We start from the raw sequence: 7,917 nt of genomic DNA, 5'->3' as shown, positions 1-7,917 counted from the left end.
TTCTTAAGCGTACTATTGAATGAGGAGAAATTATAAGAAAAGGAAGGTTATTTTATGGAAAATAAAATAGAATTAAAAGGATTTTTAATGAAAATCCTTAACGGTACTGCAATGGGTATAGTAGTTGGTCTTATTCCAAATGCTATCTTAGGGGAAATATTTAAGGCTTTAGCGCCACAAGCTCAAATATTCCAAACAATTCATACGATATTATTAGCATCACAAGCAGCTACACCATTGCTAGTTGGTATATTTATTGGTTACCAATTTAAATTACAACCAATAGAAACAGGTTTAGTTGGTGTTGCAACTATGATTGGTTCAGGTTTATTAGTGTCTACCGATGGTGCTCTTATAGCAACAGGTATAGGTGACTTGATAAACACAATGATCACTGCAGCTATGGCAGTTTACCTATTAAGTTTAATCAGAGGTAAATTAGGCAGCTTAACAATGATTTTATCACCAGTAATAGTAGTTTTAATTGTAGGTACACTTTCAACCCTGCTATTACCATATGTAAAACAAATCACAACAGCTATAGGTGCTATAATCCAAAACTTTACAGACTTACAACCATTATTGATGAGTATCTTATTATCAATATCATTTGCATTGATAATTGTATCTCCAATATCTACAGTAGCTATTGCTTACGCAGTAGGCCTAGAAGGACTAGCATCAGGTGCTGCAAACTTAGGTATTGCATCAGCAGCTATGACTTTAGTTGTAGGGGCTATGTATGTAAACAAGATAGGTGTTCCACTTTCAGTATTTTTAGGATCAATGAAAATGTTTATGCCTAACTGGTTAAGATACCCAATTATGAACATACCTTTAATAGCTAATGCTATAGTAACAGGTGTGGTAGCATATTTATTTAACATCCAAGGTACAACAGCTTCAGCAGGTTTTGGTTTCTCAGGACTTGTAGGACCTATAAATGCCTTATCATTTATGGAAGGAAGCGTAGCCAAAAACATATTGATATTAGCCTTAGTATTCTTTGTAATACCATTTGTATCAGCATACTTAATCGATAAAGTATGTACAAAAGTATTGAAATTATACGATAGAGATATCTTTATTTATGGACAAGAAAAATAGAAAGGATTACTAATGAAAATAGTATTTTTTAACTATAAAGAAGTAGAAGAAAAAGCAGTTGAAGAATGGAAAAAAGAAAACTCTGATATAGAATTAGTTGTAACTAACAAGGACTTAGACGAAAGTACAAAAGATATGTTAGTAGGAGCTGATGCTGTATGTATTTCACAAATCAAAGAAATTCCAGACTCAGTTTATGACTTTGCAGCAGAAAATGGTGTAAAAATCTTTTCAACAAGATCTGCAGGATTTGATATGTACAAATTAGATAAGTTAAATGAATTAGATATTAAACTTACAAATGTACCATCATATTCACCAAATGCTATAGCAGAACATGCTGTAACAGCAGCTTTAATCATTTCAAGAAACATCAAAAAGATTGTAAAAAATGTTGAAGAACATAACTTCTCATGGGAAAAGAGATTAGTTTCAAGAGAAATGAGAACTTTAACAGTAGGTATTTTAGGTACAGGTAGAATCGGTAGGGCAGCGGCTAAATTGTTTAGTGGTTTAGGTGCAAAAGTTATCGGTTTTGACTTATATCCAAATGAAGAAGCAGAAAAATACCTAACATATGTTGACAGTGTAGAAGAATTAGCAAAGCAATCAGATGTTGTTACTTTACACATGCCAGCTACTAAAGAAAACCACCACATGGTTGATGATGAATTCTTAAGCCTAATGCCTGACAATTCAATCCTAATCAACTCAGGTAGAGGTGCCTTAGTAGATACAGAAGCAGTATTTAGAGCCTTAGATAGCGGTAAATTACTAGGAGTTGGTTTAGATGTTTACGAATTTGAAGGACCATTCGTACCAAAAGACTTAAGAGGACAAAAGATAGAAGATGAAACATTCTTAAAATTAATAGAAAGAGATGACATCTTATATACACCTCATACAGCTTACTTTACAGAAACAGCTGTTGCTAACCTAGTACAAGGTGCTTTAAATTCATCAAAGAACTTCTTAGAAACTTCTGATGATGACTTTATTGTAAATAAATAAGAATTTGTTTTAAGACCTAGTTTTCTAGGTCTTTTTTGTGATATAATGGTCAAAATGCATTCAAGGAGAAAAATATGTGGTTATTATTTGGGGTATTAGCAATTATATTTATGCTGGTAAATATTATAAGTGCTATTAAAAATAAGCAGGAAGAAATATTTGGCTTTTTAAGTTTGACCTTTACTGCCTTAACTGTAAATGATTTTTATGCCGATGTAGCTAAAAGAATTGCAGTAGATGATTTTGCAGGAATAATGGATATAGTACCAACAGTAAGTAAATACCTATGGTTTTGTGTAGGTGCCTCAATAATCTTAAATGGGATAGCTATCTTTTTAAGAAGAAAAAATAAATAAAGATAATTGAAACTAGTAGGGATCATTGGTGATTTTTACTAGTTTTTTTTATGAGATCATAATTTGATTTTTTGAAATTATAAAATTCGGGTATAATAAAAAATAGATTATAAAGGAAATTATTATGGAGTATTATTATGAAAAATAAAGAAAGAAAGTTTCACTATGCATGGCTAATATTAGTTGTTGCATCAATAGTTTTGGGAGTTTTTGTACCAATTGTAAACTCTTTATCTAACAGCTGGCAATTAGCCGTTACCCAAGATTTAGGATTTACTAGGACTGATTTTTCCTTGATAGGTACAATCACTCAAATCATAGGGGTGTTTTTAGCTCCAGTAGTCGCATACTTTTTAACTAAGTATAATTTCAAAACAGTTTGGACCTTGGGAGCCTTTGTTTTTGCGGCTTCAGTATTTGGATATTCACTAGCCCAAAACAAGTATCATTTTTATATATTGGCATTTTTTGTGGGTACAGCCTATATTACAACAGCTCAAATACCAATGATGATGCTTATCAACAATTGGTTTGAAGATAAAGTAGGACTTGCTACATCAATAGCTGTATCAGGTGTTTCAGCTGGTGGGGCTGTTTTAAGTCCTATAATCAGTAGGTTAATAGCTAACTATGGCTGGAGAACATCCTATAGGGTATATGGAATAATTATTTTAGCTATAGGTTTAATAGCAGGGTTATTTATTATATATTTAAGACCAGAAGATATAGGCCTGAAGCCATATGGCTACAAGGAAGATGATAAGTCAGTAGGTCAAGATGCAGTCAAGATACAAAAATCACAAAATTCTTTAAATGTTGCTTTATCAACAAGTGCGGCTATCACAACGACCTTCTTTATTTTCTTAGTCTTAGGTTCTGTGATGAATGGTTTAGCTAATGGAGCTACCTTGCAATTTGCCCCAGCCTTACAAGAGGTAGTGGGTGTTAAAACTGCAGGTACAGTAATCTCTTTATATCTAGTACTAGGAGTAATTGGAAAGTTAATTATCGGTAAGATAGCTGACAAATATGGTATATATTATGCTTTGCTAATAGGTTCAGGTTCACTAGCCTTGACCTTTGTTGCTATGCTATTTGTAGGTCAACCATGGGGACCATGGTTAGTTGCTCTTATCTTTGGTTTAGGTTTAGCCATAGGTACAGTTATACCTCCGCTAATAGCTTCATCAATTTTTGATAGAAAAACCTACGGCGAAGCCTATGGTTTTGTCCAATCAGGTATGCAAGTTGGTGCAGCTTTAGGACCTTTGCTAGTATCATTTATTTATGATAAGACAAGAGCTTACACCCTAGGTTGGATTATAAATATAGGATTCGCAGCCTTGACCGGTGTATTTTGGATAATATCACATAATAGTGCTAAAAAATATGCAAACACAAGTGAAAAATAAAGGAGTCATAATGGAAAAATATATTGATATTTTAAGAGATTTAATTCAAATAAAATCAGTAAATGACAATGAAAAAGAAGTAGCTGAATATATCCAGGATTTATTTAAGGATTATGACAATGTTGAAACCGAATTAATTGAATCTTATCCTGGTAGAGATAATATTATAGTAAAGGTAAAGGGTAAAGAAGAAGGAAAAATCTTTGCTTTATCAGGACACTTGGATGTAGTTGAAGCTGGTGAAGGTTGGACCCATGATCCATTTTCTGGACATATAGAAGATGGAAAGATGTATGGCAGAGGTACTTCAGATATGAAGGCTGGCCTTGCGGCAAGTATTTATGCTTTATTAGAAATTTTAGAAGAGGGAGCTGATTTTCCGGGAGAAATCTGGCTGCTAGGAACTGTAGGTGAAGAAGTAGGTATGCAAGGTGCTTTAGACCTTGTTGAAGGCAAACACTTGGATGGAGTTGATGCTATCTTAATTTCTGAACCAACTAAAAGAGATGGTGAAAACCAAGCTATATTTGCATCTAAAGGTTCAATAATGTATGAAGTAAAGGCTAAAGGTAAAGCAGCCCACTCTTCAATGCCAGAGATAGGTATCAATGCAATCATGACTATAGTTGATTATATAAGAAAAGTACAAGACGAATTTGATAAGGTAACAGCAAATCCTGACTACCAAAATGAAAACTTAGGATCTACTATAAATGTATTTTCTATAATTGAAGGTGGTATACAATTTAACTCTGTACCTGATTTTGCAAGTATAAAAGGTAACATTCGTACTGTACCAGAATTTGGATCTGAAGAATCAATAAAAATTTTACAAGATGCAATTGATGAAAACAACAAGGATGATTCTAAGGCTAAACTTTCTTTAGATCTAATACAAGTCCTTGATCCAGCAGAAGCTGATAGGGATACAGACTTGATAAAGGCCTTGAAAGAATCTGCTCCAGATAAAAATGTACAAGTAAGACCACTTACAGGTACTTGCGAATTGTCTAGATATACTCACATATCAGATGATATCCAACTTGTTGTTTATGGACCGGGCCTAACTAAAAATGCTCATATTATAGATGAGTATATAGAATTAGATGAATATAAGGATGCTATTGAAACCTTCAAAAATATAGCTCTTAAGTTTTTAAATAAATAATTTACAATTTAATCTTAAATAAAGAAGATAAGGAATAATCGAAAGTCTTTGTCTTCTTTTTAATTGCATACAGTATTTATATGGACCATTTATTTGTGATATAATATTTTAATTAATGGTAATAATAGAAAGAGAGATGAATGGAAAAGTTAAATAGATCAAATTATACAAGTAAAGAATTAATAAAAAGATTTGCTCCTTACTATGGTAACTATAAGGGACTTTTATTTAAGGACTTGTTTGCAGCTTGTTTGACAATAGTTGCTGAAGTTGCTTTGCCTTTAATTATTAGAAATATAACCAATATGGCAATTAAACCAGAACTTGTTTTGACTATGTCATATTTGCTTAAAATGATTGCTATATATTTCTTATTGAAAGTTGTTGAAGTAGGATCCACTTATTATATGCAAAAACAAGGTCATATAATGGGAGCTATGATTGAAAAAGATATGAGAAGAGATGTATTCAGCCATATTCAGTATTTGTCGGATGAATTTTACTCTCATACAAAAATAGGTCAGTTACTAGCTAGGATTACTACCGACCTATTTGATGTAACAGAGTTTGCTCATCACGTACCTGAAGAGTTTTTGAAGGCTATAGTAAAGATACTAGTTACTTTTGTAATTTTGGTGAATATAAATATTACATTAACTCTTGTAATGTTTTTAATGATACCTTTAATGGTTATCTTAACAAATTCAGTTAGAAAAAATATTAGACGTACACAAAAGCAACAAAGACACCAAATAGGAGAAATAAACTCTGATATAGAAGATTCCTTGCTGGGTATAAATGTAATCAGATCTTTTGCTAATGAAGACCTTGAAATAGAAAATTTTGACAAGGCAAATTATAGATTTTTAGGCCTTAAAAAAGTATACTACAAGGCTATGGCTGATTTTACTTCTATTACAAAGGTTTTAGATGCCTTGATGTATTTAGTAATAGTACTTTTAGGGGGTATATTTTTAATAAAGGGTACTATAGACCCTGCAGACTTTACCCTATATATAATGTATGCGACCACTTTATTGACAACTATTACCCGTTTAATCACCTTCCTAGAAACATATGAAAAAGGAATGACCGGTATAGAAAGATTTGCGGAGATAATGGATGTTAAACCAAGCATTGTAGACAGGCCAAATCCACATATTTTAAAAGATGTAAAAGGTCATATACAATTTGAAGATGTAAGTTTTGCATATTCATCAAATGAAGATGGGGAAAAAGAATCCGTCTTGGAAGATGTGACTTTAGATATTAAACCAGGTTCAAAATTAGCCTTGGTTGGTCCATCTGGTGGGGGTAAAACAACCCTAATAAAAATGATTCCAAGATTTTATGATGTAGATAAGGGTGCTATAAAAATAGATGGCTATGATGTAAGAGACCTACAGCTAAAAGCTCTAAGAGATAATATAGGTATAGTCCAACAGGATGTTTACCTATTCTCAGGAACTATTTATGAAAATATTCTTTATGGAAGATTGGATGCAGGCAAGGAAGAAGTAATTGAAGCAGCTAGAAAGGCTGGAGCTTTAGAGTTTATAGAAAAACTTCCAGATGGTTTTAACACCTATGTTGGTGAAAGGGGTGTAATGTTGTCTGGTGGACAAAAACAAAGAATCTCTATAGCGAGAGTATTCTTAAAGAATCCACCAATACTTACATTGGATGAGGCAACTTCAGCCTTAGATAACAAGAGTGAACAAATTATCCAAGAATCACTAGAAGAACTATCTAAAGATAGGACAACTATTACAATAGCTCACAGGTTAACTACAATAATTAATTCTGATGAAATAGTTGTATTAACTAAGGATGGTATCCAAGAAAAAGGAAACCATAAAGAACTTTTAGATAACAAGGGTGTTTATTATAGCCTATATAATAGGATTGATAACCACATAATGTAATGGAGAAAAGATGAAAAATATATGGGGAAAAATAGTTTATTATTTTACTAAAGCTCTGGAGTTTATATATGATTTAGTAGAAAACATTTTAGAAGTCATAATAAATGCAGCGGATTCAATACGTTTATTTATTATTCCTATAGTGTTATTTTTTGTTATAGGGATAGTTACTATACCGCTTTTGCTTTTGCTTGTATTTACTGGACCAGGTGCCTTTTTATTAATTGCTACAATTGTTGTATTTTCGATTTCTATACTTGGAAGATCAGTTTTGAACTCTTTTAGAAAAGTAAAATATGTTCAAATTAACTTTTTATATGATTATGCTAGATATAAGATGGAAGATGGAGTAGAAAATAAGTCCTACCAATTCTACAAAGATAAGTATGATGAAATTCAAAGGCGAAAATTTGAAGAAGAGTTAAGAAGAGAAGAAGAAAGAAGAAGAGAAAGACAAAGGCAGCAAGAAAAACAATGGAGAGAATTCTTCGAGCAAAACTTTGGTGGCTATAGTAGTTCACAGGGTGGATATGGTGGCTACCAAGGTTCTTCAAGTCAAGGAAGACCAGGTGCTTTTGTTGGCTTCAAGCAAAAATATGAAGAAGCATGTGATGTCTTAGGTGTTCCTTACGATGCAGACTTTTCAACTATAAAAGCTGCTTATAGAAAATTAGCTAAGAAATACCATCCTGACATTAGTAAAGAAAGACATGCTGAGGAAATGTTTAAGAAGGTAAACAATGCCTTTGATTTTCTATCAGAAGAAAATGTAAGAAGATATAAAAATATGTAAAAGAGGAAAATATGATTAAGTCCGAATTAAAATTAAACGATAATCAAAAAGAAATCGTACTAGGAGCTGGATGTTTTTGGGGTACCCAGGCTTACTTTGACAAAATTGAAGGTGTAGTTGCTACTGAAGTGGGATATGCTAATGG

At 32.4% G+C, this 7,917-nt stretch carries 8 protein-coding genes; all 8 read left to right on the top strand.

All coding sequences use genetic code 11. The features are described from left to right. The first annotated feature begins 54 nt into the window (after positions 1-54). Positions 55-1,107: a PTS transporter subunit IIC gene (locus tag Q0U66_RS04735; protein ID WP_297378013.1), complete on the top strand. Its 1,053-nt coding sequence runs from the start codon at positions 55-57 to the stop codon at positions 1,105-1,107. 12 nt (positions 1,108-1,119) lie between these two features. Further along, positions 1,120-2,118 carry a D-2-hydroxyacid dehydrogenase gene (locus Q0U66_RS04730; protein WP_297378010.1) on the top strand — a complete coding sequence of 333 codons (999 nt, stop codon included), beginning with the start codon at positions 1,120-1,122 and terminating at the stop codon, positions 2,116-2,118. A gap of 74 nt (positions 2,119-2,192) precedes the next feature. After that, on the top strand, positions 2,193-2,474 hold the full coding sequence (locus Q0U66_RS04725) for a hypothetical protein (protein WP_297378007.1): 282 nt from the start codon (positions 2,193-2,195) through the stop codon (positions 2,472-2,474). Between the two features lie 137 nt (positions 2,475-2,611). Then, positions 2,612-3,886 (top strand): MFS transporter, encoded by a 1,275-nt coding sequence (locus Q0U66_RS04720; RefSeq protein ID WP_297378004.1) that lies wholly within the window; start codon positions 2,612-2,614, stop codon positions 3,884-3,886. A gap of 10 nt (positions 3,887-3,896) precedes the next feature. Further along, on the top strand, positions 3,897-5,054 hold the full coding sequence (locus Q0U66_RS04715) for an ArgE/DapE family deacylase (RefSeq protein ID WP_297378001.1): 1,158 nt from the start codon (positions 3,897-3,899) through the stop codon (positions 5,052-5,054). 140 nt (positions 5,055-5,194) lie between these two features. Continuing rightward, positions 5,195-6,979 carry an ABC transporter ATP-binding protein gene (locus tag Q0U66_RS04710; RefSeq protein WP_297377998.1) on the top strand — a complete coding sequence of 595 codons (1,785 nt, stop codon included), beginning with the start codon at positions 5,195-5,197 and terminating at the stop codon, positions 6,977-6,979. A 10-nt stretch (positions 6,980-6,989) separates the two neighbouring features. Beyond that, on the top strand, positions 6,990-7,772 hold the full coding sequence (locus tag Q0U66_RS04705) for a DnaJ domain-containing protein (RefSeq protein ID WP_297377995.1): 783 nt from the start codon (positions 6,990-6,992) through the stop codon (positions 7,770-7,772). An 11-nt stretch (positions 7,773-7,783) separates the two neighbouring features. Next, on the top strand, positions 7,784-7,917 hold a 134-nt coding region (locus Q0U66_RS04700), incomplete at its 3' end, for a peptide-methionine (S)-S-oxide reductase (protein WP_297378016.1).

The organism is uncultured Helcococcus sp. (assembly GCF_946998255.1).
Taxonomy (GTDB): domain Bacteria; phylum Bacillota; class Clostridia; order Tissierellales; family Peptoniphilaceae; genus Helcococcus.
This window is presented reverse-complemented; position numbering and strand designations above follow the sequence as displayed.

What these genes read in the sequence shown, in the direction of transcription:
- Q0U66_RS04735 (WP_297378013.1), top strand. Translation starts at nt 55, where the DNA reads ATGGAAAATAAAATAGAATTAAAAGGATTTTTAATGAAAATCCTTAAC.
- Q0U66_RS04730 (WP_297378010.1), top strand. Translation starts at nt 1,120, where the DNA reads ATGAAAATAGTATTTTTTAACTATAAAGAAGTAGAAGAAAAAGCAGTT.
- Q0U66_RS04725 (WP_297378007.1), top strand. Translation starts at nt 2,193, where the DNA reads ATGTGGTTATTATTTGGGGTATTAGCAATTATATTTATGCTGGTAAAT.
- Q0U66_RS04720 (WP_297378004.1), top strand. Translation starts at nt 2,612, where the DNA reads ATGAAAAATAAAGAAAGAAAGTTTCACTATGCATGGCTAATATTAGTT.
- Q0U66_RS04715 (WP_297378001.1), top strand. Translation starts at nt 3,897, where the DNA reads ATGGAAAAATATATTGATATTTTAAGAGATTTAATTCAAATAAAATCA.
- Q0U66_RS04710 (WP_297377998.1), top strand. Translation starts at nt 5,195, where the DNA reads ATGGAAAAGTTAAATAGATCAAATTATACAAGTAAAGAATTAATAAAA.
- Q0U66_RS04705 (WP_297377995.1), top strand. Translation starts at nt 6,990, where the DNA reads ATGAAAAATATATGGGGAAAAATAGTTTATTATTTTACTAAAGCTCTG.